Source organism: Streptomyces sp. NPDC020996 (assembly GCF_040641355.1).
Lineage (GTDB): Bacteria > Actinomycetota > Actinomycetes > Streptomycetales > Streptomycetaceae > Streptomyces.
The window spans coordinates 1-25,058 of record NZ_JBFADM010000069.1; the positions used below are offsets into that span (position 1 = coordinate 1).

The window sequence follows — 25,058 nt, forward strand, 5'->3', positions numbered from 1 at the left end:
GCAGGTCGGTCAGTTCGGCCAGGCCGGCCTCCGCGGGAGATGTTTCAGGCCTCAGGACGGCAGTGCTCACAGTGTCCCCCTTCGGTGTGACGTGTACTCCACCACCTGCTGGAACGTCGGCCGGTTCTGCCAGCTGATCTTGCCGTGCTTGATGCCGCCGAGGGTGCGCTGGACGATCGAGTCGGCGCACCACTGGTCGCCCGCCGAGCACTGGTCGTCGCCGGGGTAGACCTGGGACGCGGTCATGCCGGCCGCCGTCTTCAGCGTGCTGATCAGGATGTCCCGGCAGGAGCTCAGGCTGCCGCCGCCGCAGTACTTCTGCGCCAGCGGGCCCTGCACGGACTCGCCGAGGACGGCCCGGATGTCCTTGTCGACGTAGCTCCACCAGCCGTACTGGAAGGAGCTGCCGGCGTGCGAGCCGGTCGGGCCGTGCGCGGCCGACGGGGACTCGTCGATGGGCAGGTTGTTCGTGAAGGCGGTGTACAGGTCGCTGCCGAGTCCGGGCTGGAACTCGGCCTTCACCAGCAGCGGCCACCAGGCGTCCAGGATCCGGATGGCGTCCGCGTTCGCGTACGTCTTGGAACCGGCCGAGGTCTCGGTGCGCTTGGCGCCCGCCGTCAGCCACGCCTGGAGCTTGCTGACGGCCGCGGCGGCCGTGGAGTCGGTGACGGTCGAGCTGTTGACCACCTTGAGCAGGTCGGGCAGCACGTCCTCGGCCCTGAGGTCGGCGAGGCCCGCGTCCGCCATCGCCTTCACCAGCGCCACCCGGGTCACCCCGCCCGCGGCGATCAGCTTCTTGACCCGGTCCTCCAGCAGGTTGCCGCGGTGCACGGAGCCGTCGCCCCAGGGCGCGGTCGTGTAGTCCTTCGCCTGCTTGTTGTTCCAGGAGATGTAGTAGTCCTGGTCGATGGAGTTGGGGTGCGCGGAGGCCGGGGTGTAGGCGGCGGTGTTGGTCGCCGGGTCCCAGTTCTTCCACTCGTAGGCCGCCTGGGCCCACACCGGGAACTCGGCGTCGACGCCGCTCGCGCGCTGCGGGTTGTCGCCGCTGTTGTAGTACGCGGTGTGCTGGGAGTCGGCGTAGAACCAGTTGAAGGTGAAGTTGATGTGCTGCACCGCGCTCTGGAAGGTCTGCGGGCTGTTGACGTAGTCCGGGTCGTTCAGCATCTGGAAGCCGATGATCGAGTCGGCCTCGTGCAGGTAGGAGGAGCGCAGGGTGGTGTAGGCGACCTTCTTGCCGCCGGCGGTGGCCCGGTACTGCACCGGCCCGTACTTCGTGCGCCACACCCGCATCGTGTACGAGCCCGCCGCGGTGCCGTCCGCGGTGGTCGGCGTCCAGGCGTTCTTCTGCTCGACCTTGTCCATGGCCGTGCAGGTGCCGTGGTACAGGTAGTGGTAGTCGTCCTGGCACAGCTCGACGGCGTAGGTGTCGATGATGTCCTGGCCGGAGGTCGTGGCGCTCCACGAGTAGTCCTGGCCGCGGCCCAGTTCGACGTACATGCTCAGGCCCGCGAAGGAGGCGCCGCGGGCGCTGATGCCCGGGCCCTGGATCTCCTGCAGCATCAGCAGCTGCGGGGCGAAGTAGCCGGTCTGCGGGCCGAACACGGCGACGGGGTGGCCGCTGGCGGTGTGCTTGCCGCTGACCACCAGGGCGTTGGACATGCCGCGCTTGGCGGAGCTGAGCGTCGTCTTCGCCGCGGTGGCGGAGGCGGTGGTGGCGCTGGTGGTCGCCGCGCTGCCGGTGCGGTCGTAGACCAGCGGCTCCTGGGTCACCGAGCCCGCGTCGGGCAGCGCCTCGCCCTGCGGGTCGTCGGGCTTGTTCGCGTAGGGGAAGCTCTGGCCGTCGTGGACGGTGAGGACGGCCTCGGGGTCGTTGCGCTCGCGGAAGGACTCCCAGACCTTGGTGCCCTCCGCCACGCCGTACTTGGCCTGGGCGGCGAGCAGCGATATCGCGTTGTTCACCTCACCGCCGCCGCCGGAGCCGAACAGCGAGCCGATCACGGAGCCCAGCGCCACCAGGTCGGTGATCTTGAAGTGCTCGATGGTGCCGGCGTTGGTGATCGAGTCCTTGTGCCCGGTCAGGACGTACTCGCCGGGGAAGTAACGGCCGCTGTCGGAGGCGTCGATGTAGGCGTTGATGCCCGCGAGGTAGGCGTTGGCGTCGGCGAGGGCCTGCTGGCCGCGGGCGCCGTTGCTGGCGATGGCGTTGTCGATCTGGGCCTGCAGATCGGCCTCGGTGTAGGGGGCGTTGCGCCAGAACTCCTGCTCCAGGCCCTGGTTGGAGGCGGCGCCGCCGGCGAACGTGGTCAGCTGGCCGCGTCCGACGTGCCGGAAGACGTCCATCAGCCACAGCCGGTCCTCGGCGGCGGCGTAACCGACGCCGAACTCGGTGCCGTACCGGGTGGTGCCGGTGATGTGCGGCACACCGGTTTTCTTGTCGCGGACGATCGTCACGTCGCTGCGGCCGGCGGGCTTCTCGGTGGAGGCGACCTGGTCGGAGGCGACCCCGAAGGACGCGTCGTTGAAGAACGTGTTGATCTTGTCGGTGGTGAGCGCCGAGTAGCCCGTGGCCAGGTTGGCGTACGGGCCGAGCTGGTCCTCGGCGTGCGAGGGCTGGGTGCCGAAGGCCTGGTTGAGCAGGATCTGGGCGAGCGTCGCGTTGCCGTTCTCGCCGGGCGGCAGGATGTCGGAACACTGGCCGCCGCAGTAGTCGTTGGACGCCGTCGCGTCCGTCGCGGCCACCGCCGCTTGGGAAAGCGGTGTCAAAAGTCCGGCAATCAGGGCGCATACGGCAGCGCTCTTCAGGAACCCGGGGAACCTGCGGGGAGTTCTCAGTCTGTCGAGAACGTTGCGTGGGGTACGCCGTGGCATGGCAGCTCCTACCGACGAGGGGTGAGCCGGGACGTTACCGCCGGTATCCCCGGGAGTGAAGATGAACATGCGTCACTTTTTGGAGTCGGCGCGACGGGTGATGGAGGTCATCGGAAAACGGAGGGAGCCGAATCGGTTGTCGATACGTCTATTCGGCGACGTCCGAACGACGACGCCGAGGTGACCGAAGTACAGGTGCAGGTGTGACGGAGGTGCAGGGCGATGGCCGGTTTCCGGAGTCTGGCGAGACAGGTCCGCGACCCGCGGTGCGATCTGGCACTGCGGCGCTACTCACTGCGCAAGTGCCTGGAGCGGTTCGCTCCTTACGGGCACAGGGCGACCTGGGACCATTTGTGCTCCCGGGCGGGGTTCGGTCCGGAGGACCGGTCCCCCGATCCGGCGCGGCTCGTGGCCGCACTGGAGGAGTTGGAGGAGGCGCGTTCGGTCTGGCTGGCGTACGAGACGGAGTTCGCCGAACGGCGCAGGAAGGAGAAGCACGACGGGCTGCGCAGGCCGGGCAGCGTGGACGACTGGCACCGGCTGACCTGGGGCGGTTTCGGCGTGGCCTGGTGCGACGACCCGCGGGTCCACCCCCGTGAACCGCTGGCGGAAGTGCTGCGCCGGCTGATCGCGGCCCTGGAGCGCGAGCCGGGAGCGGAGTGCCCGGTGTGCCGCGGGGAGCGTCTGGTCTGGCGGTACGACCTGGACCACGAACCCTCGTCCGGTCCGGTGTGCGCGCACTGCGGAATTCTCGTGCCACGGCCCGTGCTCACGCCCGAGGCCCTGGCGGACGCACGGCGCGGAAGGCTGCTCGTGTCGGCCTGAGCACGGCGGGGGTGCGCCGGGGATGCCGCACCCCCTGTTTACCGCGCCCGCGTCACCCGACGCGCCACCAGGCCCGCGCCGCCGGGCTTCGACAGCGCCGCTCAGCGGCGGCTCGGCAGCTCCCGGTCCGGCGTGCCGCTCCCGCTCCCCGGCCGGCCGCCCCGGCGCTCCACCAGGAGCCGGGAGCCGGCCTGCCGTTCGCCGAAGACGTCGTCCGGGTTGGACAGGACACACGAGTCCAGGGACAGGCAGCCGCAGCCGATGCAGTCGGTGAGGTGGTCGCGCAGGCGGTTGAGCTGGCTGATGCGCTCGTCGAGCTCGGAGCGCCAGGTCTCGGAGAGGCGGGCCCAGTCCTCCCGGGTGGGGGTGCGCTCCTCGGGCAGTTCGGCGAGCGCCTCGCGGATCGTGGCGAGCGGTATGCCGACGCGTTGGGCGGCGCGGACGAAGGCGACGCGGCGCAGGGTGTCGCGGCTGTAGCGGCGCTGGTTGCCCGTGGTGCGGCGGCTGCTGATCAGGCCCTTGGACTCGTAGAAGTGCAGGGCGGAGACGGTGGCGCCGCTGCGGGCGGCGAGCTGGCCGACCGTGAGTTCGTGGATCTTCTCGGGAATCTGGGGCACCCCTCGAAGACTACCCACCCGCGATGAGCCGCCGTGCGTTGACTTTGCCCCCCGACCCGACCATGCTAAGCAGTTGCTTAGGGATACAGGCACATGGGAGGCCGGGACATGGCAGAGCCGAGGATCTTCACGTCCGCCGACGAGCTGAAGGCGGCGGTGGGCGAGCAGCTGGGGTACACCGACTGGCTGGAGGTCGACCAGAAGCGGATCGACCTGTTCGCGGAGGCCACCGGCGACCACCAGTGGATCCACGTGGACCCGGAGAAGGCGGCCGCGGGCCCGTTCGGCACGACCATCGCGCACGGCTACCTGACCCTGTCGCTGCTGCCGCTGTTCGGGCCGCAGCTGATCACGGTGGAGAACGTGAAGATGGGCGTCAACTACGGCACCAACAAGGTCCGCTTCCCCGCCCCCGTCCCGGTCGGCTCGCGGCTGCGCGCCACCGCGCGGATCACCGGCGTCGAGGACGTGCCGGGCGGGGTGCAGGTGGCCGTGGCCTTCACGGTGGAACGCGAGGGCGGCGACAAGCCGGTGTGCGTCGCGGAGTCCGTCTCGCGGTACTACCTCTGAGCAGGTCGCGCGAAATCCCCGGCGGTTCGGCAGCGCCCCGAAGGGCGAAGGGGCGCGGGGAACCGCGCGACCGGCCACGATGCTGCCGCACACGACCGACGGCACGGCGCGGCAGTGCCCCGAAGGGGCGCGGGGAACCGCGCGACCGGCCACCACGCCGCGGCACGCGGCCGAAGGCACGGTGCGGCACGCGGCCGAAGGCACGGTGCGGCACGCGGCCGAGGGCACGGTGCGGCACGCGGCCGAAGGCACGGTGCGGCACGCGGCCGAGGGCACGGTGCGGCACTGCCGGCGGAGCGCTCAGGCGCCGCCCCCGGGGTGCTACCGCTTGCCGGCGCCCACCATCCGCAGCACGAGGTCGGCGTACAGCGCGCCGACCTCGTCGGGCGTGTAGGGACCGCCGACGTTGAACCAGCGGGCGACGTCGATGCACAGGGACAGCACGGCGAGAGTGGTGCCGTGCACGTCCAGGACGTCGAACTCGCCCGTCGCCACGCCCTCTTCGATGATCCCGCGCACCTCGGCGTCGGCCTGGCGGCGCAGCCCGAGGATCTCGGCGCGGGCGTCCGGGCCGAGCGAGTCGAGTTCGTACTGCACGACGCGGGCCGTCGTGCGCTGGCCCGCGTGCCAGCGGACGAAGGAGCTCACCGCGTCGGCCAGCCGCCCGGTGGGGGTGCCCTCGCGCTGCGCGGCCGTGCGCAGGATCTCGACGGCCTTCTCGTGGCCGATCCTGCTGATGCGGTGGAGGAGTTCTTCCTTGGTCTTGTAGTGGATGTAGAGGGCGGCCGGGCTCATGCCGGCGCGGCCCGCGATGTCGCGCGTCGTCGTCGCGTGGTAGCCGCGCTCGGCGAAAGCCTCCACGGCGGCGATCAGCAGCCGCCGGGCCGCGTCGGGCGTGACCTCGCCCCACGGCTGCACTTCGCCGCCGACCGTCTCCTCCGCCGTACTCATCGCTCGCCAGCCTCTCTCGCCCGCCGTCTCCCACCGCCGCCCTCGGCGGCGGCCGTACGGGCAACACCCTCTGCCCGACAGGCTCCCCACCATACCGCTCCGGGTGAGCGAGCGCTTAGCGTGCCGGCTCACGGCGGCGGGGACGGTCAGAGCTTCCCGAAGGGGCGATGAGCACGCCCGGGCGCCACGCCGGCGGCCGACGGCCGGCCCGGCCCGGGTACGCGGATCAGAACGCCGAGACCCCGGTCAGGGCGCGGCCGATGAGGAGCTTCTGGATCTGGCTGGTGCCCTCGTAGAGGGTCATCACGCGCGCGTCGCGCAGCAGCTTGCCGGCCGGATACTCGTCGATGTAGCCGTAACCGCCGAAGACCTGCAGGGCGTTGTTGGCGGCGCGCACGGCGGCCTCGGAGGCGAAGAGCTTGGCCTTGGACGCCTCGACGGCGAACGGCAGGCCGCGGTCGATCAGGTCGGCCACCCGCCAGGTCAGCAGACGGGCCGCATCCACGTCGACGGCGATGTCGCTGATCAGTTCCTGCACCAGCTGGTGGTGGGCGATGGACCTGCCGAACTGTTCGCGCTCCCCCGCGTACCGCACGGCCGCGTCCAGGGCGGCCTGGGCTATGCCGACGCAGCCCGCCGCGACCGACATCCGGCCCTTGGCGAGGGCGGACATGGCGACGGAGAAGCCCTTGCCCTCCTCGCCCAGCATCGCGGAGGCCGGGACCCGCACGTCCTGGAGGACCAGTTCGGCGGTGGCCTGGCCGCGCAGGCCGAGCTTGCCGTGGAGGGTGCGGCGGGTGAGCCCGGGGGTGTCGGCCGGGACGAGGAAGGCGGAGACGCCCTTGTGGCCGGGGGCGTCGGTGGAGCGCGCGAACAGCAGCACGACGTCGGCCCAGGTGCCGTTGGTGATGAACATCTTGGTGCCGTTGACGACGTACTCGTCGCCGTCGCGCACCGCCCGGGTGGCGAGGTTGCCGGCGTCGGATCCGGTGCCCGGCTCGGTCAGGCCGAAGCAGCCGACGTACGCGCCGGAGGTCAGGCCCGGCAGCCAGCGCCGCTTCTGCTCCTCGCTCCCCCAGGCGGCGACGGTCTTGGCGACCAGGCCGAGCGAGACGGAGACGATGCCGCGCACGGAGGAGTCGCCGCGCCCGAGTTCCTCCGTCACCAGACAGTAGGAGAGGTGGTCGCCGCCGGAGCCGCCGTACTCCTCGTCGACGGTCAGCCCCAGGAATCCGACCTCGCCGAGTTTCTTCACGATGCCCCGGTCGACCTCCTCGGCGCGGTCCCAGGCGACGGCATGGGGGGCGATCTCGCGCTCCACGAAGTCCCGGGCGAGCCGCTGGACGGCGGCCTGCTCCTCGCTGAGCTCCAGATTCACGACGAGATCACCCCACGAATGGCCAGGGAACGGGAAACGACACGAGCACGGGCACGGCAAGGCCTGGCGAGGCCCCCGGCGAGGCCCGGTCCTTGAAAGCCGTACCTTTAAATTAGCACTGCTAGTTTCTGGGTGCAGCCCTACTATGTGCGCCATGGCCCGACCGCGCAAGCCCCTTCTCAGCACCGACCGGATCGTCCAGACCGCGCGGGCGCTGGTGGACGCCGAGGGCCTGGCGGCCGTCTCCACGCGCCGGCTCGCCGCCGAACTGGGCGTCAGCGGACCCTCGCTCTACAACCACTTCCGCACCAAGGACGAGATCCTGGAGGCGGTCGCCGACTCGGTGAGCGCGCAGGTCGACCTGTCGATGTTCGAGGACGGGCGGGAGTGGCGGACCGCGCTGCACGACTGGGCCGTCTCCTACCGGGCCGCCCTGCGCGACCACCCGAACATCGTCCCCGTCCTGGCCCAGGGTCCCGGCCGCCGCCCGGCCGGACTGCGCCTCGCCGACGCGGTCTACGGCGGGATGGTCCGCGCGGGCTGGCCGCCGGCCCAGGCCACCTCCATCGGCGCGGTGATGCGCTACTTCGTCATGGGCTCGGCGCTCGGCTCGTTCGCCGGGGGGTTCGTGGACGACGCGAGCGCCTACGACCCCGCCGACTACCCCCACCTCGGGCAGGCCCACCTCCTCGCCGAGCAGCAGGAGAAGATCGACGAGCGGGCCTTCGAGACCGGCCTGACGGCACTGCTGGACGGGCTGGCGCAGCAGTACGAGCAGCTCCGGCGGACCGCTTAGGCCTGCCCGGCGGACGGCGGACGGTGGGGACTGTCGCGGCGGGTGGCCGGGACAGTTGCGGCGGACGGTGGGACGGTTCGGCGGGCGGCCTGGACAGTCGCGGCAGGACGGCCGGGACGGTTCGGCGGGCGCCGAAGTGCCGGTGCCGCATGCTGGGACGCATGGCCTCCAGGGAACCGCAGGCCCCGCGGCTGGCCCGGCTCGCGGGACTGATCGCCGACGAGACGCGGGCAGCGTGCCTGCTGGCACTGCTCGACGGGCGGGCGTGGACCGCGGGCGAACTGGCGCGGCACGCCGGTGTCGCCGCGTCGACGCTGAGCGAGCACCTGGGCAAGCTCGTCGCGGGCGGGCTGCTCGCCGAGGAGCGGCAGGGCCGGCACCGGTACGTGCGCCTGGCGGACGCGACCGTGGCCCAGCTGGTGGAGGACCTGGCCGCGCGGCTCGCCCCGGACGCCGCGGCACGGCCGCGCGGGCTGCGGGCGTCGAGCGCCGGGTCGGCGATGGCCCGCGCCCGCACCTGCTACGACCACCTCGCCGGACGGCTCGGCATCGCGGTCACCGACGCGCTGACCGGCCGCGGGCTGCTCCGCCAGGACACCGGGTTCGCGCTCACGGACGCGGGGCTCGCCTGGTTCGACGCGGCGGGCATCGCCCTCGACCGCGGCGGACGGCGTCCCCTGGCCCGCGCCTGCCTCGACTGGACCGAGCGCCGCCCCCACCTCGCGGGCACCGCCGGCGCGGCCCTGTGCCGCCACGCGCTGGACTCGGGCTGGTGCGTGCGCATCGGCACGGAACGCGCCCTCAGGCTGACGCCCCGGGGCGAGACCGCCCTGCACGAACTGCTGGGCATCGCCCCGGGGACCTTGCGGTGAGCCGGTGCGCGATGGGTCTGGGCGGCTGATGTCGTGGCTGACGCTGGGCGAGGTACCGGGCCCGCTGACGCTGGCGGGCGGAGTGCTGTGCCTGGCAGGCGTCGCGGTGTCCCGTTCCCGGGCACGGACCGCCCGCGTCGCCGCCACGGAACCGGTGCCGGTACCGGAGCCGGAACCGGTACCGGAGCCGGCACCTGAGCAGGCCCGCGACTCCGCCTGACCGCGCACCAGAGCGCGAGCGCACGAGAGCGCGAGAGCGCGAGAAGGGGAGCGTGGCAGCAAGCCGCCGAGCACGGCCGGCGCCGCCGGAACGAGCACTCGAAGCGACCTGGCCGCACTCACCTCTCGCCCCGAGCGCGCGGAGGCCGGGCGGAGCAGGCCCACGAGCCGGGAGGCCGCGCGCCCGGAAGGAACGGCCTAGAAGACCACCAGTGCCCGTCCGCCCTTGCCCGCCAGCATGTTGTCGAAGGCCGCCGGGATGCCGTCCAGGGCGATTCGCTCGGTGACCAGGGCGCCCAGGTCCAGTCGGCCCGCGCGGACGTGCCCGGCGAGCACCGGCAGGTCCTTCGCCGGGTCGCAGTTGCCGTAGACGCAGCCGGCCAGGGTCCTGCCCCAGTGGAAGATCTCCAGGGCGTTGAAGGTGACCTGCTGGTCCTTGCCGCCGATGCCGACCACGGTGGTGCGGCCGCCGCGGCGGGTGGAGTCCCAGGCCGTGCGGATGGTGGCCGCGCGGCCCACGCACTCGATCGCCACGTCCACGCCCTGCCGGCCGGTGAGGGCGCGGACCTCGCGGGCGGTGTTCTCCGAGGCGGTCAGGTAGTCCGTCGCCCCGGCACCGCGCGCCAGTTCCTCCTTGCGCGGCGAGACGTCGACGGCGATCACCCGTCCGGCGCCCGCGATGCGGGCGGCCTGGAGCGCGGCGAGGCCCACTCCCCCGACGCCGTACACCGCCACCGTCTCCCCCGGCCGGACCCGCGCCGCGTGGTGGACGGCGCCGTAGCCGGTGAGGACGGCGCAGCCCAGCAGAGCCGCGTCCGTGAGCGGGACGCCCTCCGGCAGGGGCAGCGCGCAGCCGGCCGCGACCACCGTCTCCTCGGCGAACGCGGCGACGTTCAGGCCGGGGTGCAGTTCGGCGCCGTCGGCGGCCCGGCGGGCGTACACGTCGGCGGCGCCGTTGAGCGCGTTGGCGCACAGCCACACCTCGCCGAGCGAGCAGGCATGGCAACTGCCGCACGAAGGAGCCCAGTTGAGGACCACGCGGTCGCCCGGCGCGAGGTGGCCGACGCCCTCGCCGACGGCGACGACCGTGCCCGCGCCCTCGTGGCCGAGGACCGCGGGGACCGGCACCCGCATGGTGCCGTCGGACAGGGACAGGTCGGAGTGGCAGACCCCGGCGGCGGCGAGCCGGACGCGGACCTGGCCGGGCCCGGGGTCGGGCAGCTCGATGTCGGTGATCTCCAGCGGAGCGCCCACGGCGGGCAGGACGGCGGCGCGAACCATGTGACGTCTCCTCAGAACTGCAGGGACTTGGTGTGGAGGTACTCGGACAGGCCGTGCGTGCCCAGTTCGCGGCCCACCCCGGACTGCTTGTAGCCGCCGAACGGGGCGAGCGGGTTGAAACGGCCGCCGTTGATGTCGACCTGGCCGGTCTCCATGCGGCGCGCGAAGGCGACCGCCTCCGCCTCGTCCCCGGCCCACACGGCGCCCGCGAGGCCGTAGACCGTGCCGTTGGCGATGCGCAGGGCGTCCTCCTCGTCCGTGTAGCGCAGGACCGACAGTACCGGGCCGAAGATCTCCTCCTGGGCGATCGTCATCTCCGGGGTGACGTCGGCGAAGACCGTCGGGGCCACGAAGTATCCCTGTTCGCGCGGAGCTTCGGGGCCGCCGGTGACGAGCCGCGCCCCCTCGGCCACGCCCTTCTCGATGTAGCCGCGCACCCGCGCCCGCTGCCTCGCGCTGACCACCGGGCCGATGCGGTCGCCGTACTTGGCGGCGGCCGCCGCGGCCAGTTCGACGGCCTCGTCGTACCGCGCGGCGTGCACCAGCATCCGGGTCCAGGCGCTGCACGTCTGCCCGGAGTTGGACATCACGTTGGCGACCCCGACGTTGACCGCCCGGGTCAGGTCGGCGCTCGGCAGGATGACGTTGGCGGACTTGCCGCCCAGTTCCAGGGCGACCTTCTTGATCGCCGCGCCCGCCGTGGCGCCGATCAGCCGGCCGACGGCCGTGGAGCCGGTGAAGGAGACCAGGTCGACGCCCGGGTGCTCGGCGAGGGCCTGGCCGGCGACCGGGCCGAGGCCGGTGACCAGGTTGAAGACGCCCGCCGGGAGGCCCGCCTCGTGCACCGCCTCGGCGAAGAGCTGAGCGACGAGCGGGGTGTCCTCGGCGGGCTTGACGACGATCGTGCAGCCGGCCGCGAGCGCCGGGGCGGCCTTGGCGACGATCTGGTGCAGCGGGTAGTTCCAGGGTGTGATCGCGCCGACCACCCCGACCGGCTCCAGGTGGACGACCGAGTTGCCCACCTTCTCCTCGAAGGAGTACGTCGCCGCCAGCTCGGCGTAGGAGCCCGCGACCGCGAGGGGGACGCCGGCGTGCACGTTCTGCGAGAACTGCGGCGGCGCGCCGAGTTCGGCGGTGACGGTCTCGGCGATCTCGTCCTTGCGGGCGGCCAGGACGTCCCGCAGAGCGGCCAGCCGGGCGGCCCGCTCGGCGGGCGCGGTCGCGGCCCAGGCCGGGAGGGCGGCGCGGGCGGCCCGGACGGCGGCGTCGACGTCCGCGGCGGTGCCCGCGGGGACGCGGCCGATGACCTGCTCGTCGGCCGGGTTCACGACGTCGATCGTGTCGCGGCCGGCGGGGGTGCGCCAGGCGCCGTCGATGTACATGCCGTCGTGTGCCTTCATGCGTCCTCCCGGGCGGGGTGCGTCGTCGTCGGGCACTTAAACTAGCGACGTTAGTTTTCTGGCGCCAGACGTGCCGGGCACCCCATGACATCAGACACCCGACATCGGACACCTGCCCGGAGGGCATTGGACCCCGGCCCGGAGGGCGGCAGACACCGGCCGGAGAGCGTCGGACCCCGGCCCGGAGGGCGGCAGACACCGACCGGAGAGCATCGGACCCCGGCCCGGACGACCGCAGACACCGACCGGAGAGCAACGGACACCCGCCCGGACGACCGCAGACGCCGACCGGAGAGCATCGGACCCCGGCCCGGACGGCCGCAGACACCGACCGGAGAGCAACGGACACCCGCCCGGACGACCGCAGACACCGACCGGAGAGCAACGGACACCCGCCCGGACGACCGCAGACACCGACCGGAGAGCAACGGACACCCGCCCGGACGGCTGCGGGCACGGGCGCGGCGGGCGGCGGCGTGCCCTCAGGCGTCCAGGTCGGGCAGCCGCGCGGGAGCCGGGCTGATGCGTTCGCCGTGCTGGTCGAAGACGAACATGTGGGCGAGGTCGACGAGCAGGGGGACCTGCATGCCGTGGCGCAGCTGGATGTCGGGGGTGGTGCGGACGACCAGGTCGCCGGGCAGGCGCCCGTCGGGGGCGGCGGGCTCGGGGCCGGCCTGCGCCGGGTCGTCCAGGACCACCACCGGACCGGCGCGCAGGGAACCCGCCCGCTCCTTGAGGCGGTCCAGGACCGTGTGACCGCCCTCCCGGCGGCGGCGCCGGTCGGGCCGGCCGGCGGGTCGGGCGGCCTCCAGGTCGGGCACGACGGCGGGCCGGGAGCCGGTGTCGAAGTGGACGAGGATCTCGTGGCCCTGGAACTCGACGTGTTCCACGAGGCCGGTGAGGGCCACCTCGCCGGGCCGCGCGGAGGCGGGCTTGGCGATGCGGACGGCCTCGGAGCGCAGGCCGACGATCACCTCCCGGCCCTGCTGGACGCGCAGCAACTGGTGGTCCAGGGAAAGGGGTTCGGGCAGCCGCAGGAACTGCTTGCCGAGGCTGATGGTCATCGCGCCGTCGAGCGGGGCGCGGACCACGCCGCGCAGCAGGTTGATGCGCGGGGTGCCGATGAAGGCGGCGACGAAGACGTTGCGCGGCAGGGCGTACACCGAGCGCGGGGTGCCCACCTGCTGCAGGACGCCGCCGCGCAGGACGGCGACCCGGTCGCCGAGCGACATGGCCTCGGACTGGTCGTGCGTGACGTACACGGTGGTGACGCCCAGGTCCCGGGTGAGCTTGGCGATCTCGGCCCTGAGGTGGTTGCGGAGCTTGGCGTCGAGGTTGGACAGCGGTTCGTCCATGAGGAAGGCGGAGGGGTGGCGGGCGATGGCCCGGCCCATGGCGACGCGCTGGCGTTCGCCGCCGGAGAGCTGGCTGGGGAAGCGGTCGAGGAGGTCCTCGATGCCCAGCATGCGGGCCGTGGCGTCCACGCGCGGGCGCGGGTCGGCGGCGGGGTTCTCCACGCGCAGCGGGAAGCCGATGTTGCCGCGGCTCGTCATGTTCGGGTAGAGGGCGAAGTTCTGGAACACCATCGCCATGTCCCGCTCGGCCGGCAGCAGGTCGTTGGCGTACTCGCCGTCCAACAGCAGCTGTCCGTCGGTGATCTCCTCCAGGCCGGCGATCATCCTCAGCACGGTGGACTTGCCGCAGCCGGACGGCCCGAGGAGCACGAGGAACTCACCGGGCTCGATGTGCAGCGACAGCCGGTCCACCACGCGACGGCCGCGCGTGTAGGTCTTGCTCACGTCCTGCAGGGAGATGGCGCGTGTCATGAAGGGTGCCCCCGGGGGCTCACTAGGGCGCTGGTGCTCCGCGGTCGACGCCTCGTACGGGTCGTACGAGGCCTGTGGGTCACGGAAGTTAACGGAATGCGCGCGGCCAGGGGAAGACTTCGGACGGTGCGGTTCAGCCTGTGAGAAAGCGGACGGTGTCATTCACCGGTGGGCGGACGGTCTCCGGGCACCCGGGTCACGACGCCGCATCGACCTCGACGGGCACTCCGTTGAGCACCGCGTTGCCCGACAGCGGGTCGAGCAGGCTGCCGTCGAGGAGCTGGTTGACGTTGACGCCGGGGTCGGCGGAGGCGTGGCCCAGCCGGGTGCCGGGGCGGTCGTGGCCCCAGCCGTGCGGGAGGCTGACCACGCCGACGCGCACGGTGTCGGTGACCTCCGCGGGCACGGTGACCTCTCCCCCGGCGCCCGTCACGCGCACGGCGGCCCCGTCGCGCACGCCGAGCCGCTCGGCGTCCTGCGGGTTGATGTGCAGGGTGCAGCGGTTGGAGCCGCCGGTGAGGGCCGGGACGTTGTGCATCCAGCTGTTGTTGGAGCGCAGGTGGCGGCGGCCGACCAGAACCAGTTCGGCCGGGCGTTCGCGCAGCGCCGCGCGCAGCCGGGGCAGGTCGTCGGCGAGCGGCTGCGGCAGCAGTTCGACCTTGCCGGAGGGGGTCTTGAGCGGCTGCGGCAGACGCGGCCGCAGCGGCCCGAGGTCGATGCCGTGCGGGTGCGCGAGCAGCTTCTCGAGGCTCAGCCCGTCGGGCCGTGCGCCGAAGCCGTCGCCGTAGGGGCCGAGGCGCAGCATCAGGTCGAGCCGCCGTTCGGGGCCGCTGACGCCGGTGAGCCGCGCGGCGAGTTCCCCGGGGTCGCGGCCGTGCACCGGGGAGTGCGCCTCGCGGACCGCCTTGCCGAGGGTCTGGCCGATGGCCAGGTCGTCGACGGCGGCCGGGTCGGCGCCGTGCATGCCGGTCACGGCCAGGATCAGCCGGGCGAGGATCTCGGTCTCGGCCATCCGGCCGGGCTCCGGCTCCACCGCGGGGCGGGTGTAGCGGACCTGGTTGCGCACGGCGAGGGCGTTGAAGGCGAAGTCGTAGTGCGGACTCTGCGCGGGCGGGGGCGGCGGCAGTACGACGTGGGCGTGGCGCGAGGTCTCGTTCAGGTAGGGGTCGACGCTGACCATGAAGTCGAGGGAGCCCAGCGCCTTGTCGAGGCGGTCGCCGTCGGGTACGGACAGCACCGGGTTGGCGGCGATGGCGACGAGAGCCCGGACCGGCTCGCCCTCCTCGGTCAGGGTGTCGATCTCCTCGGCGAGCGCGGAGACGGGCAGCTCGCCCTTCGCCTCGGGGTGCCGACTTACCCGGGAGTGCCAGCGGCCGAGCCGGAACCCGTGGCCGGGTCCGGCGGGCCGCGGCGTCCGGTCGGTGGCCGACTGCGGGAAGAGGGCGCCGCCGGGGCGGTCGAGGTTGCCGGTGAGGACGTTGAGGACGTCGACGAGCCAGCTGGCGAGGGTGCCGAAGGCGACGGTGCAGCTGCCGATGCGGCCGTAGACGGCGGCGGTGGGGGCGGCGGCGAGTTCGCGGGCGAGGGCGCGGATCGTGCCGGGGTCCACGTCGCACGCGCCGGCGACCGCGTCGGGGGTGAAGTCGGCGAGGGCGGCGCGGAGTTCCTCGACGCCCTGGACGTGCGGCGCCAGTGCGCCGAGGTCGGCGAGGTCCTCCTCGAACAGCACCTGCGCCATGGCCGCGAGCAGCAGCGCGTCCGCGCCGGGCCGGATGGCGACGTGCCGGTCGGCGAGCTTCGCGGTGCGGGTGCGGCGCGGGTCGACGACGGTGAGGGTGCCGCCGCGGGCCTTCAGCGCCTTGAGCCGGCCGGGGAAGTCGGGCGCGGTGCACAGGCTGCCGTTGGACTCCAGCGGGTTGGCGCCGATCAGCAGCAGGTGGTCGGTGCGGTCCAGGTCCGGTACGGGGATGGCGCCCGCGTCGCCGTACAGCAGCCCGCTGGAGACGTGCTTGGGCATCTGGTCGACCGTGGAGGCGGTGAAGAGGCTGCGGGTGCCGAGGCCGGCCAGCAGGAGCGGCGGGTAGAGGCCGCCGGCCATGGTGTGGACGTTGGGGTTGCCGAGGACGACGCCGACGGAGTGCGGCCCGTAGCGCTCGACGACCGGCCGGATGCCCGCGGCGACCGCGTCGAACGCCTCCTGCCAGGTCGCCTCGCGCAGTTCGCCGTCGCGGCGCACGAGCGGGGTGCGCAGCCGGTCGGGGTCGCCGTCGACGGCGCCGAAGGCGGCGCCCTTGGGGCAGATGAACCCCTTGCTGAACACGTCGTCGCGGTCACCGCGGGCGCCGGTGACCCGGGTGCCCTCGACGGTGAGGGTCAGCCCGCAGGTGGCCTCGCAGAGGGGGCAGATGCGCAGGGCGGTGCGGGACACGGGTCCTCCCGGAGGGCGGCGGCGGTGACGCTCGGGCACGGGGCAGCATACCGACCGGTAGGGATGGAGGGGAGACCCCTGTGGAGAAGCGACCGGAAAACCCGCGCCGGCGCCGCCTCCACGGGCGACCTCTCAGGCGCCGCCTCCACGGGCACGCGGCCGGCGCCGCCGCCCTCGGTCCGAGGCGCAGCCATGATGGCCGTCGCCCTCGGTCCGAGGCGCAGCCATGATGGCCGCCGCCCTCGGTCCGAGGCGCAGCCATGATGGCCGCCGCCCTCGGTCCGAGGCGCAGCCATGATGGCCGCCGGCCGTCAGTCCAGCAGGCCCGCCAGGTAGGCCCGCAGCAGCCGCCGCGCCTCCTTGATGATCTTCTCGTCGCCCTCCGGATCCACGCGGAAGGCCAGTTGGACCAGGGTGTCGGCGGTCTCCACGGCGACGAGGAAGGCACGGCGCAGGTCCTCGTCGGGTTCCCGGGCGAGGTAGCCGGAGAGCAGGTCGGTGAGGCGGTCGGCGACGCGGTGGTTGGGTTCGGACTGGCGGGCGCCGACCGGGATCTGGTTGCCGAAGTCGACGAGGGAGAAGCCGGGCGCGGTCCGCTTCATGGCCAGGTACTCGTCGAGTACGGCGTCCATCGCGGTGCGCCAGCCGCCCCCACCGGGCACACCGGGCTCACCGGGCTCACCCGGCTCACCGGCGTCGCCGGACCCGCGGAGCCGTTCGGTGACGCGCTCGGTGAAGCGCTCGAGGTTGCGCTGGGCGAGCGCGTCGGCCATCTGGCGCTTGTTGCCGAAGAAGCGGTAGACCGAGCCGATGGGAACCCCCGCGCGCTGCGCCACGGCCCGGGTGCTCAGGGCGTCGTAGCCGACCTCGTCGAGGAGGTCGGCGCAGGCGTCGAGGATCCTGGTGAGCCGTTCGGCGCTGCGCCGCTGCACGGGCGCACGGCGAAGCGAAGTCGCGTTGGGCACGGGTTTCATGATGCCTTTCCGCCGCGGTCCGGTGAACCTCGCCCCCCAGTACGGAGATCGGTGGCCGATGCACTCAACGTCCCCGTGTCCGCGGCGCCGGCCGGGGACGGCCGCGCCCCGGACGCGGTGATGTCGGCGGTGCTCTCGACGGGCCGGCCGTCCACCGCCCACGCCGTGCCGTCGTCGGCGTACAGGCGGGCGGTGACATGGTGCGTGCCGCGCGGGACGAGGCGGGCGGGCAGCCGGTGGGCGGGGCCGCGCAGGCGCGTGACGAGCCGGCCGTCGACGAAGAGGTACGCCAGGCCGCGCCCGGCCACGGCCTCGGCCCGCGCGCCGGCGTGCGAGAAGCGGAAGCCGCGGACGGTCAGGCGCACGTCCCAGGTGTCGCCGGCGTCCGGCTGCACCTCGATCTTCACCTCGGGCGCGCCCTTGCCGTCCACCTCCCGGTAGCGGTGCCCCAGTTCGTCGGTGTCGTCGAGGAGCCGGCCGGCCGGCGAGGCCGACACGCCCGGCCCGCCCTCCTCCGCACCGCCGGAGCCGCAGCCCGCGGATCCGGCCAGCGACAGGACACAGACCGCGAGCACGGCCGGTAGTCCCCGTGTCCACGACATGTTCCGGAGACTAGAACACGGGTCCGACGCGCGAATCCCCCTCAAGGCTGGTTCTGGTTCCTCCCTGGTGAGGAGGTCCGGCCGTGCTCTTGCGCCCGCGAAATCCCAATCCTACGGTGTTACATAGGAATCAGAGCGCAAGGGAGCGAGCGATCATGAGCGATGGGGGTGCCTCCCGCGCGAGCGGGCTGGAGCGCGGAGGAGCGCGCAAGACCGCGGAGGGGCTGAGCTACCTCTCCGGTTTCGGCAACGAGCACAGTTCCGAAGCCGTACCGGGCGCCCTGCCCGAGGGCCGCAACGCGCCGCAGCGCGCCCCCCTCGGGCTGTACGCGGAGCAGCTCAGCGGCACGGCGTTCACCGAGCCGCGGGCGCACAACCGCCGTTCCTGGCTGTACCGCATCCGCCCGTCGGCCGCGCATCCGGCGTTCGAGCGCGCGGACAACGGCGCGATCCGTACGGCGCCCTTCACCGAGTCGGTGCCCGACCCCAACCGGCTGCGCTGGGACCCGCTGCCCGAGCCGCCCGCGGGCACCGACTTCCTCGCGGGCCTGTGGACCCTGGGCGGCAACGGCGACGTGACGCAGCGCGCCGGGATGGCCGTGCACCTCTACCGCGCCGACGCCTCGATGGAGCGGGTCTTCAGCGACGCCGACGGGGAACTGCTGATCGTCCCGGAGCGCGGCGGACTGCTGCTGCACACGGAGTTCGGGCTGCTGCACGTGGAGCCGTCCGAGGTCGCGCTGATCCCCCGTGGGGTGCGCTTCCGCGTGGAGTTGCTGGACGGCTTCGCGCGCGGCTACGTGTGCGAGAACTACGGGACGCCGTTCCGCCTCCCCGACCTCGGCCCCATCGGCGCGAACGGCCTGGCCAACGCACGGGACTTCCGCGCGCCGGTCGCCGCGTACGAGGACGTCGAGGGCCCGGTGGAGGTGGTGAACAAGTTCTGCGGCAACCTGTGGCGGGCGACCTACGGCCACTCCCCGCTCGACGTCGTCGCCTGGCACGGCAACCACCTGCCGTACGTCTACGACCTGCGCCGCTTCAACGTCATCGGCTCGATCTCCTACGACCACCCCGATCCGTCGATCTTCACGGTGCTGACGTCCCCGTCGGACACCCCGGGCCTGGCCGGCGTCGACTTCGTGGTGTTCGCGCCGCGCTGGCTGGTGGGCGAGGACACCTTCCGGCCGCCGTACTTCCACCGGAACGTGATGAGCGAGTACATGGGCCTGATCGAGGGCGCCTACGACGCGAAGACGGCCGGAGAGGGCGGTTTCGTGCCGGGGGGCGGCTCGCTGCACAACATGATGTCGGCGCACGGTCCGGACCGGGAGACCTTCGACCGCGCGAGCGCCGCCGAGCTGCGGCCGCAGAAGGTCGACGACGGCCTGGCGTTCATGTTCGAGACCCGCTGGCCGGTGACGCTGACCGCGCAGGCGGCCGGGGCCGGGCACCTGCAGCCGCGTTACGACGACGTGTGGGAGGGACTGGAGCGGCACTTCCGCCCCTTGCACTGAATATCTCCGACAGGTACGGATGGGCCCGTGACCTCCTTCGCCCCGGATTCGATCGTCCTGAACCGCAAGCTGCCGCTGTGGTACCAGGTGTCGCAGTCGCTGCGCGCCTCGATACTCGGCCGCTCGCCCCAGGACCCGCTGCGCCTGCCCACCGAGGAACAGCTGGCGGGGCACTACGGGGTGAGCGTGCTGACCATGCGGCAGGCGCTGAAGGAGCTGGAGGACGAGGGCCTGATCACCCGCCACCGCCGCCGCGGCACCTTCATCGAGCCGGACGCCCGCCGGGCCGCCCCGGTGCGGCTGCTCGGCTCGGTGGACGCGATCGTGGCCCAGCAGTCCGGCATGGCGACCGAACTGCTGGACCACGGCATGGCGGCGGTGCCGGCCGTGGTCGCCGAGTACTTCCCGGACCTCCACCAGGTGGCGACCTACCACCGCCTGCGCTGCGACGAGAAGACCGGCGAGCCCACCAACCACGCCCGCAACTACGTCCGTCCCGAGCTGGCCGCGCGCATCGACCCCGCGGACCTGGTGCGCTGGCCGATGACCAAGGTGCTGCGGGACGTCGTCGGGGCCGACATCGGCCGCATCACGGACATCGTGGAAGCCCGGCTGGCGGACCCGGAGACGGCGCGGCTGCTCGAAGTGCCGCTGCTCAGCCCGATCCTGCACTACACGGGCGTGACCTACGACGCGGACGGCCGGGTGCTGGACGCGGCGGTGATCCACTACCGCGGCGACCGTTTCTCCTTCACGGTCACCCTCGACGCCACCTGAGGTGACGGTCCGTGACACGCCGTACGATGACCGGCGTGACGCATGACGACGCTCCGCCGCTGGCGGACCTCATGCCGTGGTCCGTCGCACCGCCGCGGCTCGGCCGGGGGTGGCCGGCGGCCCCCGACGCGGCGTCCCTGAAGGCCCGTTGGGACGCGCTGCTGAAGGCGGACGGCCCTGACCGGGAGGCCCTGTTCCAGCCGACCCGCGCACGCACGCTGCACTCGGCGGTCGGCCAGTTGCCGGGCGGGGCCGGCGGGACGCGGCGGCTGGCCCGCGCCTCGGGCCCGTGCGCGGAGCCGGTACGGGTGCTGCACGCGCCCTTCGACGAGCAGTGGCTGATCCCCGACCACCGGCTGATCGACGCGGCCCGCCCGGAGTTGTGGCGGGTGGCGGACGAGCACCAGGTCTTCACGGTGGAGACGGGCGCGGACACCGGGCCGCCGCTGCTCGCCACGTCCCGCCTGCCGCTGCTGCGCACCGGCCGCGTCCGCCCGCTGTACCGCCGCCCCGGCGGGGCCGAACCCAACCTGGCGCCCGGCCTGGCGGAGCACCTGGGCGCGCGGCTCGGACACACCCCGCAGCCGCTCGACGTGCTGGCCTGGATCCTGGCGACGGCGGGTCCGGCCCGCACCGTCCCGCTCACCGCCGACCCCGAGGTGTGGGCGCACGGCGTCGAGTCGGGACGCCGCCTGCTGTGGCTGATGCGCCGCGACGGCGAACGCCCCAAGCTGCCCGGCGGCCGCCGCCCCTACGTCCGCGCCCCGCTCCCGGCGCGCCCGCTCACCCTGCACTACGACCGCGACGAGGAGACGCTGCACCTGGACGGGGGCCGCGTCTCACCGGTGCCGCCCGACGCCTGGGACTTCGAGGCAGCCGGGGTCCGGGTGCTGGAGCAGTGGTTCACGGCGCGGACGGCCGAACCGGAGCCGGGCACGCTGGCGGCGATCCGCCCGACGGCCTGGCCGCAGGCCTGGACGTCGGAGCTGCTGGAGCTGATCACGGTGCTGGCCCTGGTCGCGGAGGTCCGCGCACGGCAGCGGGAGCTGACGGTCACCAGCCCGGTCACGGCGGCCGACCTCGCCGCGGCGGGAGTGCTGCCCGTGCCGGAGTCGGCCCGCAGGCCGGCGTCGGTGCTGGACCACCACGAGGAAGGCCCGGAGGGCCAGTTCGCGCTGATCTAGCCTTCGCACGGATGCGAGGCCTCTCGCGCGTGCGGGATCTCTCGCGGGTGCGGGATCTCGCGCGCGTGCGGGATCTCGCGCGCGTGCGGGATCTCGCGCGCGTGCAGGGTCTCTCTCGTATGCGGGGTCTCTCGCCGGTCCGCCGCCTCCCGGGGTGCGGAGCGGGTGGGACGCACCGGGAGTACGGCGGGGCGGGTGTGACAGATGTTGCGCTATGGCAGGGGTGGCAGGTGTGTTGCCCGGGACGGGTGTACCCCGGGACGGGGGTATTACGGGGCGGGGGTACTGCGGGCCGTGGCGCGGGCGGGGGGACGCGCCCGCGCCCGGGAGGCGCGCCGGGGCGCCGCTGCGGGCCGTGGGGATGACGGACGGCCGGGTACGGCGCACACCGGTGCGGCAGGCCGCCCGGGCGCCGGCCTTGCCGGACGCAGGCGTCGTTCAGCGCCCCCCGAACAGCGAGCGGCGCAGCCGGCGCAACGGCGCGAACAGCGAGACGCGATGGACACGCGCGCCCCGGCCACTGCGCTGGTGCGTGGTGTCACGCGCGGTCAGCTCACGCATGAGCGAGGTCGCCTCGGCCGTCTCCCGCTGCGGGACGGCGGGTCCCGCCAGCACCGAGAGATGGCGGTCGAGACGCGAACTGGTCGCACTGCTCCCGCAGGTGATCGCAGGGACCCTCGCCCTGCTGCGCACTGTTATCTGTTCCATGTCACTCCCCACCCGTACGAGTCCACCCGGCCCGGGCAGGGTAACCCTATCGCCACCTTGCGGCACTCGTGTATCGCGGTCACAGGATTCACCTTCCCCGTAAGGAGGTTGACGACCCCTCCTTCATTACTCTCCGAATCCGACAGTTTTCAGGGCGAGTTGGACAACAGGCCGACCGGTGGGTTGCGGTGAGCCGCCGTCGGGCTCGACGGTCACCGCGAGTGACGTGGCCGACCTCGTGAGGCCGGTCGCGACCAAGGGCGTGTCGCCGCCGGGGAACAGTCCGAGGGAGCGCGGCCGCGCACCGGGGCGCATGAGCCACAGCTGGTGCACCCGGCCGCCGGGCGGGTCGCCGTATCCGCTGAGGGTGACGACCGCGCGCCCCTCGGAGGCGGAGGCGACGACGGCGATGCTCCGGCCCCGGGCGTCCCGTTCGCCGGCCGAGCGGGCGTCGGGAGCTGCCAGAACGTGGGCGATCTCACGGTTCTGGGCGCGCTCGGCGTCCAACTGGTCCCGGGTCCGGTCGGCCTGGACGGCGAAGAGCGAGGCGACGACGAGGGCCGCGGCGGCGGTCGCCGTGGCGAACGGCACGAAGAGGGGGCGGCGCTCGCGGGGCGCACGGGTGCGCGACGGCGGCGGCTGCGTGCCCCAGACGTGCGGCGGCAACTGCGGCGTGTGCTCCCGCGCCGGGGCGGACTCCTGCGGGGTGGCGCGTACGGCGGCCAGCACCCGCTCGCGCAGCGCGGCCGGCGGCGGGGCGGCCGCCGACCAGGCGAGGCGGACGGCGTCCTCGGCCAGCGCCCGTACCTCGGCGGAACAGACGTCGCAGGTCCGCAGGTGTTTCTCGAAGCGGACGCGCTCGGCGTGTTCCAGGGCGTCGAGCGCGTAGGGAGCGGCGAGGGAGTGGACGTCCTCGCGGCGCAGCAGGCGGTCGAGGAGGCTCATGCCATACCTCCCAGGCACTCGCGCAGCCGGGTGAGTCCGTCGCGCATACGGGTCTTGACGGTGCCGAGCGGCAGGGACAGCCGCTCGGCCACTTCACGGTAGGTGTAGCCGTCGTAGTAGGCGAGGGTGACGGACTGACGTTGCAGGGCGGTGAGGCGGCCCAGGCAGCGGCGCACCCATTCGCGCTCCAGGCCGGCCTCGACCTCCTCGGCGACGTGGTCGAAGGCGGGGCCGTCGGCCCGCCGGGCCTCGCGCTGTTCGCGTTCCCCGGCCGCGCGGGCGCTGCGCACCCGGTCGACGGCGCGCCGGTGGGCGAGCGTGAGGATCCACGACAGCGCGCTGCCCCGGCCGGGGTCGAAGCGCGCCGCGGACCGCCAGAGTTCGAGCAGCACCTCCTGGGCCACCTCCTCCGACTGGGCGGGGTCCCGCACCACGCGCCGCACCAGCCCGAACACCGGGCCGGCCACCAGACCGTACAGATCCTCGAAGGCCCTCTGGTCGCCGCCCGCCACGAGTACCAGGAGCTTGTCCGCCTCCACTCGGTCCCCCTCTCTGCGGCCGCATGGGCCCCGTCCCGTCACACCAGGCATTCGCACCGAACGCACCTCCGCCCGGTGTTACGGATCAGCCCGCCGAAAACGCGGGTCGAGCAGGCGGGAAAGAATTTTTCGGATCCGACCAATCCGGCCCGGCGGCCGCTCCGAATGCCCGTGCGTCAGGCAAGTTGGCACTGAGGACGGACGGCATGACACCTATCTCCAGGAGCGGTGCGGGACGCGGGAGCCTCGCGACCCTCATATGTGGCGCGCTGGCCGCCGGGGGGCTCGCAGCCGCCGGCGTGACCGCGCTGGAACCGGGGGCGGCCTCCGCCTCCAGCCACCGGGAGGCTCCGCTGATCTCGGGGCAGCCCCAGTACGACAACACCGACGTGTACGCGTTCGTGAGCCCGGACAAGCCGGACACGACGACGATCATCGCCAACTGGATCCCCTTCCAGGACCCGGCCGGCGGCCCCAACTTCTACACGTTCGCCGACGACGCCCAGTACGACCTGCACATCGACAACGACGGCGACGCACAGACCGAGCTGCTGATCCGCTACACGTTCAAGACCCACACGAAGAACAAGAACACCTTCCTGTACAACACCGGCGCGGTCACCAGCCTGGACGACCCCGACCTGAACGTCACCCAGACCTACGACATCGAGCTGTTCAAGCTGCACGACCGGAAGGTGCTGGCGAGGACGAAGCTCGCCGACGACGTTCCGGTGGCCCCGTCGAACGTCGGCAAGGCGTCGATGCCGGACTACGACAAGCTGCGGCAGCAGGCGGTCTACAAGCTCTCCAGCGGAGCCCAGACGTTCGCCGGCCAGGCCGACGACCCGTTCTTCCTGGACCTGCGCGTCTTCGACCTGCTGTACGGCGGGAACCTGTCCGAGGTCGGCCGGGACACCCTCAAGGGCTACAACGTCAACTCCATCGCCCTGCAGGTGCCGACCGACATGATCACGGAGTCGAAGGACCAGCCGGTCGTCGGCATCTGGTCGACGACGCAGCGCAAGAACGCGCGGGGCTACTACGAGCAGGTCTCACGCCTGGGCAACCCGCTGGTCAACGAGGTCGTCAACCCGCTGAAGGACAAGGACAGGTTCAACGCGTCCTCGCCTCGGTACGACGCCCAGTTCCTGAAGAACGTCACCAACCCCGAACTGCCCAAGCTCATCGAGCAGATCTACAAGATCAAGGCGCCGGCCGAGCCGCGCAACGACCTCGTCGACGTCTTCCTGAAGGGCGTCGAGGGTCTCAACCAGCCGCCGCACGTGACCCCGGCGGAGGAACTGCGGCTCAACACGTCGATCAAGCCGGCCGCGGAGCCCAAGCGGCTCGGCGTCCTCGACGGCGACAACGCGGGCTTCCCGAACGGGCGCCGGCTCACCGACGACGTGATCGACGAGGCGCTCCAGGTCGTGGAGGGCGAACTGCTGGGCGCCAAGAACGACCTGGGCGACGCGGTGGACGCGAACGACAAGAAGTTCGGCCACTCCTTCCCGTACCTGGCCAACCCGACGCCCGGCTCGCGCGGGGCCACCGCCAAGGGCGTCAGCAGCGGCAACGACGTCCGCAACCAGCTCGGCGACGCCCTGCGGCCGGCCGGTTCGGCCACCGGGTCCGGCAACACCCCGCTGATCGCGGCCTCCGCGGGCGCGGGCGCGGCGGGAATCCTGCTGATCGGCGGCGGCCTGATGTGGTGGCGCCGCATGCGGGGCCGGGCGTACTGACCCGCTCCCCCACCGACTGGCGCGGCCCGCGGATTCCCC

22 protein-coding genes are annotated in these 25,058 nt (G+C 73.1%); 9 read left to right on the forward strand and 13 right to left on the reverse strand.

What is annotated here, in order from left to right; genetic code table 11:
* Positions 1-66: 66 nt before the first annotated feature.
* Positions 67-2,868 carry a penicillin acylase family protein gene (locus AB0G63_RS32955; RefSeq protein ID WP_360757916.1) on the reverse strand — a complete coding sequence of 934 codons (2,802 nt, stop codon included), beginning with the start codon at positions 2,866-2,868 and terminating at the stop codon, positions 67-69.
* 222 nt (positions 2,869-3,090) lie between these two features.
* Here AB0G63_RS32955 and AB0G63_RS32960 point away from each other — a divergent pair, with 222 nt between their 5' ends.
* A complete protein-coding gene (locus AB0G63_RS32960) occupies positions 3,091-3,693 on the forward strand; it encodes a hypothetical protein (protein ID WP_324788802.1) in 603 nt (200 codons plus the stop codon).
* A 101-nt stretch (positions 3,694-3,794) separates the two neighbouring features.
* On the opposite strand, the gene soxR is transcribed toward AB0G63_RS32960, so the two are convergent.
* On the reverse strand, positions 3,795-4,310 hold the full coding sequence (gene soxR, locus AB0G63_RS32965; RefSeq protein ID WP_360757920.1) for a redox-sensitive transcriptional activator SoxR: 516 nt from the start codon (positions 4,308-4,310) through the stop codon (positions 3,795-3,797).
* Positions 4,311-4,418: 108 nt separating this feature from the next.
* Here soxR and AB0G63_RS32970 point away from each other — a divergent pair, with 108 nt between their 5' ends.
* Complete coding sequence (locus AB0G63_RS32970) at positions 4,419-4,880, forward strand: MaoC family dehydratase (protein ID WP_324788804.1); 462 nt, start codon at positions 4,419-4,421, stop codon at positions 4,878-4,880.
* 321 nt (positions 4,881-5,201) lie between these two features.
* Here AB0G63_RS32970 and AB0G63_RS32975 read toward each other — a convergent pair whose 3' ends face one another.
* The gene (locus AB0G63_RS32975; RefSeq protein ID WP_360757924.1) at positions 5,202-5,831 is read right to left on the reverse strand and encodes a TetR/AcrR family transcriptional regulator; all 630 of its coding nucleotides are present in this window, start codon (positions 5,829-5,831) and stop codon (positions 5,202-5,204) included.
* Positions 5,832-6,057: 226 nt separating this feature from the next.
* Positions 6,058-7,209 carry an acyl-CoA dehydrogenase family protein gene (locus tag AB0G63_RS32980; RefSeq protein WP_360757927.1) on the reverse strand — a complete coding sequence of 384 codons (1,152 nt, stop codon included), beginning with the start codon at positions 7,207-7,209 and terminating at the stop codon, positions 6,058-6,060.
* A gap of 154 nt (positions 7,210-7,363) precedes the next feature.
* Between AB0G63_RS32980 and AB0G63_RS32985 the strand changes: the two genes are divergently transcribed.
* The 3 genes from AB0G63_RS32985 to AB0G63_RS32995 all read left to right on the forward strand — a co-directional run bounded on the left by AB0G63_RS32985 (position 7,364) and on the right by AB0G63_RS32995 (position 9,097).
* Complete coding sequence (locus AB0G63_RS32985; RefSeq protein ID WP_360757930.1) at positions 7,364-8,005, forward strand: TetR/AcrR family transcriptional regulator; 642 nt, start codon at positions 7,364-7,366, stop codon at positions 8,003-8,005.
* Between the two features lie 149 nt (positions 8,006-8,154).
* Positions 8,155-8,877: a winged helix-turn-helix domain-containing protein gene (locus AB0G63_RS32990; RefSeq protein ID WP_360757933.1), complete on the forward strand. Its 723-nt coding sequence runs from the start codon at positions 8,155-8,157 to the stop codon at positions 8,875-8,877.
* 4 nt (positions 8,878-8,881) lie between these two features.
* Positions 8,882-9,097, forward strand: coding sequence for a hypothetical protein (locus AB0G63_RS32995; RefSeq protein WP_360757936.1), 216 nt, complete (start codon positions 8,882-8,884; stop codon positions 9,095-9,097).
* Between the two features lie 197 nt (positions 9,098-9,294).
* Here the strand turns inward: AB0G63_RS32995 and AB0G63_RS33000 are convergent, their stop codons facing one another.
* From AB0G63_RS33000 to AB0G63_RS33025, 6 genes are all read right to left on the reverse strand, one after another.
* Positions 9,295-10,377: a Zn-dependent alcohol dehydrogenase gene (locus tag AB0G63_RS33000; protein WP_360757939.1), complete on the reverse strand. Its 1,083-nt coding sequence runs from the start codon at positions 10,375-10,377 to the stop codon at positions 9,295-9,297.
* A gap of 11 nt (positions 10,378-10,388) precedes the next feature.
* A complete protein-coding gene (locus tag AB0G63_RS33005) occupies positions 10,389-11,777 on the reverse strand; it encodes an aldehyde dehydrogenase family protein (protein ID WP_360757942.1) in 1,389 nt (462 codons plus the stop codon).
* Positions 11,778-12,259: 482 nt separating this feature from the next.
* Positions 12,260-13,603: an ABC transporter ATP-binding protein gene (locus AB0G63_RS33010; RefSeq protein WP_360757945.1), complete on the reverse strand. Its 1,344-nt coding sequence runs from the start codon at positions 13,601-13,603 to the stop codon at positions 12,260-12,262.
* A 196-nt stretch (positions 13,604-13,799) separates the two neighbouring features.
* On the reverse strand, positions 13,800-16,031 hold the full coding sequence (locus tag AB0G63_RS33015) for a molybdopterin oxidoreductase family protein (protein ID WP_360757948.1): 2,232 nt from the start codon (positions 16,029-16,031) through the stop codon (positions 13,800-13,802).
* A 311-nt stretch (positions 16,032-16,342) separates the two neighbouring features.
* The gene (locus tag AB0G63_RS33020) at positions 16,343-17,005 is read right to left on the reverse strand and encodes a TetR/AcrR family transcriptional regulator (RefSeq protein WP_360757951.1); all 663 of its coding nucleotides are present in this window, start codon (positions 17,003-17,005) and stop codon (positions 16,343-16,345) included.
* Entirely contained in the window at positions 17,002-17,607 is a 606-nt protein-coding gene (locus AB0G63_RS33025) for a hypothetical protein (protein ID WP_360757954.1), read from the reverse strand. The genes AB0G63_RS33020 and AB0G63_RS33025 overlap by 4 nt, the downstream gene beginning before the upstream one ends.
* A 155-nt stretch (positions 17,608-17,762) precedes the next feature.
* Between AB0G63_RS33025 and hmgA the strand changes: the two genes are divergently transcribed.
* From hmgA to AB0G63_RS33040, 3 genes are read left to right on the forward strand one after another with little or no spacing between them, the layout of a single operon-like run.
* Positions 17,763-19,124: a homogentisate 1,2-dioxygenase gene (hmgA, locus tag AB0G63_RS33030; protein ID WP_360757957.1), complete on the forward strand. Its 1,362-nt coding sequence runs from the start codon at positions 17,763-17,765 to the stop codon at positions 19,122-19,124.
* Positions 19,125-19,151: 27 nt separating this feature from the next.
* Entirely contained in the window at positions 19,152-19,901 is a 750-nt protein-coding gene (locus AB0G63_RS33035) for a GntR family transcriptional regulator (RefSeq protein WP_360757960.1), read from the forward strand.
* A 26-nt stretch (positions 19,902-19,927) separates the two neighbouring features.
* Positions 19,928-21,085 (forward strand): type ISP restriction/modification enzyme, encoded by a 1,158-nt coding sequence (locus AB0G63_RS33040; protein WP_360758031.1) that lies wholly within the window; start codon positions 19,928-19,930, stop codon positions 21,083-21,085.
* A gap of 438 nt (positions 21,086-21,523) precedes the next feature.
* Here AB0G63_RS33040 and AB0G63_RS33045 read toward each other — a convergent pair whose 3' ends face one another.
* From AB0G63_RS33045 to AB0G63_RS33055, 3 genes are all read right to left on the reverse strand, one after another.
* Entirely contained in the window at positions 21,524-21,793 is a 270-nt protein-coding gene (locus tag AB0G63_RS33045) for a hypothetical protein (protein ID WP_360757963.1), read from the reverse strand.
* Between the two features lie 126 nt (positions 21,794-21,919).
* Positions 21,920-22,738: an anti-sigma factor gene (locus tag AB0G63_RS33050; RefSeq protein WP_360757966.1), complete on the reverse strand. Its 819-nt coding sequence runs from the start codon at positions 22,736-22,738 to the stop codon at positions 21,920-21,922.
* Positions 22,735-23,277, reverse strand: coding sequence for a sigma-70 family RNA polymerase sigma factor (locus AB0G63_RS33055; RefSeq protein WP_360757969.1), 543 nt, complete (start codon positions 23,275-23,277; stop codon positions 22,735-22,737). Before AB0G63_RS33055 ends, AB0G63_RS33050 begins: the two co-directional genes overlap by 4 nt.
* A gap of 206 nt (positions 23,278-23,483) precedes the next feature.
* Between AB0G63_RS33055 and AB0G63_RS33060 the strand changes: the two genes are divergently transcribed.
* Complete coding sequence (locus tag AB0G63_RS33060; protein WP_360757972.1) at positions 23,484-25,019, forward strand: DUF4331 domain-containing protein; 1,536 nt, start codon at positions 23,484-23,486, stop codon at positions 25,017-25,019.
* Positions 25,020-25,058 lie beyond the last annotated feature (39 nt).

Excerpts from the sequence above, each read along its gene's own strand:
- AB0G63_RS33005 (WP_360757942.1), bottom strand. The coding sequence starts at position 11,777 with ATGAAGGCACACGACGGCATGTACATCGACGGCGCCTGGCGCACCCCC.
- AB0G63_RS33010 (WP_360757945.1), bottom strand. The coding sequence starts at position 13,603 with ATGACACGCGCCATCTCCCTGCAGGACGTGAGCAAGACCTACACGCGC.
- AB0G63_RS33020 (WP_360757951.1), bottom strand. The coding sequence starts at position 17,005 with ATGAAACCCGTGCCCAACGCGACTTCGCTTCGCCGTGCGCCCGTGCAG.
- AB0G63_RS32975 (WP_360757924.1), bottom strand. The coding sequence starts at position 5,831 with ATGAGTACGGCGGAGGAGACGGTCGGCGGCGAAGTGCAGCCGTGGGGC.
- AB0G63_RS32990 (WP_360757933.1), top strand. The coding sequence starts at position 8,155 with ATGCTGGGACGCATGGCCTCCAGGGAACCGCAGGCCCCGCGGCTGGCC.
- AB0G63_RS33025 (WP_360757954.1), bottom strand. The coding sequence starts at position 17,607 with ATGTCGTGGACACGGGGACTACCGGCCGTGCTCGCGGTCTGTGTCCTG.
- AB0G63_RS33050 (WP_360757966.1), bottom strand. The coding sequence starts at position 22,738 with ATGAGCCTCCTCGACCGCCTGCTGCGCCGCGAGGACGTCCACTCCCTC.
- AB0G63_RS32970 (WP_324788804.1), top strand. The coding sequence starts at position 4,419 with ATGGCAGAGCCGAGGATCTTCACGTCCGCCGACGAGCTGAAGGCGGCG.
- AB0G63_RS32985 (WP_360757930.1), top strand. The coding sequence starts at position 7,364 with ATGGCCCGACCGCGCAAGCCCCTTCTCAGCACCGACCGGATCGTCCAG.
- AB0G63_RS33040 (WP_360758031.1), top strand. The coding sequence starts at position 19,928 with ATGACCGGCGTGACGCATGACGACGCTCCGCCGCTGGCGGACCTCATG.
- AB0G63_RS32960 (WP_324788802.1), top strand. The coding sequence starts at position 3,091 with ATGGCCGGTTTCCGGAGTCTGGCGAGACAGGTCCGCGACCCGCGGTGC.
- AB0G63_RS33060 (WP_360757972.1), top strand. The coding sequence starts at position 23,484 with ATGACACCTATCTCCAGGAGCGGTGCGGGACGCGGGAGCCTCGCGACC.
- hmgA (WP_360757957.1), top strand. The coding sequence starts at position 17,763 with ATGAGCGATGGGGGTGCCTCCCGCGCGAGCGGGCTGGAGCGCGGAGGA.
- AB0G63_RS33000 (WP_360757939.1), bottom strand. The coding sequence starts at position 10,377 with ATGGTTCGCGCCGCCGTCCTGCCCGCCGTGGGCGCTCCGCTGGAGATC.
- AB0G63_RS32955 (WP_360757916.1), bottom strand. The coding sequence starts at position 2,868 with ATGCCACGGCGTACCCCACGCAACGTTCTCGACAGACTGAGAACTCCC.
- AB0G63_RS33045 (WP_360757963.1), bottom strand. The coding sequence starts at position 21,793 with ATGGAACAGATAACAGTGCGCAGCAGGGCGAGGGTCCCTGCGATCACC.